This is a genomic window from Nostocoides sp. (assembly GCF_035343835.1).
In the GTDB taxonomy this organism is placed as follows: domain Bacteria; phylum Actinomycetota; class Actinomycetes; order Actinomycetales; family Dermatophilaceae; genus Nostocoides_A; species Nostocoides_A vanveenii.
On record NZ_DAOQZV010000398.1, the window covers coordinates 1 to 1581 of the forward strand.

The window sequence follows — 1581 nt, forward strand, 5'->3', positions numbered from 1 at the left end:
CTGGCGGCGGCAGAAGCCTGGCAGCAGGCGTCCGCGGCGCGCGCGGCCGATGCGCGAGAGGCGTTCGCCTTGACCGAGCGCCTGCGGGCAGCGGCCTCGGCGATCCCGGACGTCGATGTCGTCGGCGACCCGGTCGATCGGCTGCCGCACATCGTGACCTTCAGCGCCCTGTTCGCCGACGGCGAGAGCCTGGTCACCGAGTTGGACCGCCGCGGGCTGGCGCTGGCGTCGGGATCGGCGTGCACCGCGTCCACCTTGGAGCCGAGCCATGTGCTGACCGCGATGGGCGTGCTCACCCACGGAAACGTCCGAGCCACCTTGCCGTGGGACGCCGTCGCGACCGATCGCGCCGAGGGTGTGGAGCGGCTGATCGCCGAGCTTCCGGTCGTGATCGCGGATGTGCGGGCGCACCTGGGGGCGGGCGAGTTGTGAACGGCGTGGAGCCAGGCCGGACGGCTGAGGCCGGTGAGGATGCCGAACTCGCCGCCGAGCTGGTGATCGATGCTCGCGGGACGCGATGCCCGATGCCGGTGATCCTGGCGGCGCGCGCCGCGACCACGCTGGCCGCCGGCACGGTGATCCAGGTGCTCGCCACCGACCCCGCGGCCGCGGCCGACCTGCCCGCCTGGTGCCGGATGCGCGGGCATACGGTCATCGGGATCGAGCACGCGGACGGACTGGTGGGCTGCCGGATCCGGCTCGGCGGCTGATTCGCCTGGCAAGGCCCGCGCTCGCGAGGGGCAGTCTTCCCGTGCGAATAGCGGCTTTAGGGCATCGGGCGGGAAGGCTGTCCCCTCCCTGCCCGCCATTCCTGCCGGCGCCAGGCAGGCCAGTCGGGGCCGGGGGCGGCGGTCAGGGCGGGGAGGGTGGCGGCATACGCCTCGCGGGTGCGGGTGGTCACCCCCAGGGTGGCGAGGTGCCCGGTCTGCCACTGGACGTCGATCAGCCCGCCGGGAGCGCTCGAGACGATGTCGACCAGCCCGGCAACGGCGATCTTGGAGGCGTCGGTCTCCCGATGGAACATCGATTCGCCCGCGAACAGCCCACCGATCGCCACCCCGTATAGCCCGCCGGCCAGGCCGGCGGGCGACCAGACCTCGATGCTGTGCGCCCACCCGAGCCGGTGCAGCTTCTCGTATGCCGCGGCGAACTCCGGCGTGATCCACGCCCCCTTGCGTCCAGGGGCGGCGCAGCCCGCGACGACCTGCGCGAAGGCCCGGTCCACGGTGATGCTGAAGCGGCGGCTGGAGCGGGCCAGGGAGCGCGAGATGTGCAGATCGGCTGGGTGCAGCACGCCGCGCTCGACGGGCGCCCACCAGCCGAGCCGTCCCGCCTCGGGGACATCCATCGGGAAGAGGCCGATCCGGTAAGCGGCGAGCAGCGTCGCCGGCTCCAGGTCGGCGCCCAGGGCCACCAGGTCGATATCAGGATCCGGATGAGACAGGGCGTCGGCCAGCCGCCAGTTCGTCGGGGCGGGGACGATGGGCGGGTTTGGCAGGGTAGGAGGCGGCGGAATACCGAACGGGCCGGCCGGGCCGTCTGGCGGGTCGGCCCGCGGAGCGTCGGCGGCGCCAGCCGGCC

3 protein-coding genes are annotated in these 1581 nt (G+C 73.8%); 2 read left to right on the forward strand and 1 reads right to left on the reverse strand.

The genetic code is table 11. The annotated features are described in order from the left end of the window. Together PKH97_RS16505 and PKH97_RS16510 are read left to right on the forward strand one after the other, a co-directional pair. Positions 1-432: aminotransferase class V-fold PLP-dependent enzyme (locus tag PKH97_RS16505; protein ID WP_324388696.1), on the forward strand; the 432-nt coding region annotated here is incomplete at its 5' end. 5 nt (positions 433-437) lie between these two features. Beyond that, the gene (locus PKH97_RS16510; RefSeq protein WP_324388697.1) at positions 438-710 is read left to right on the forward strand and encodes a sulfurtransferase TusA family protein; all 273 of its coding nucleotides are present in this window, start codon (positions 438-440) and stop codon (positions 708-710) included. Between the two features lie 56 nt (positions 711-766). On the opposite strand, the gene aat is transcribed toward PKH97_RS16510, so the two are convergent. Beyond that, on the reverse strand, positions 767-1581 hold an 815-nt coding region (aat, locus tag PKH97_RS16515), incomplete at its 5' end, for a leucyl/phenylalanyl-tRNA--protein transferase (RefSeq protein ID WP_324388698.1).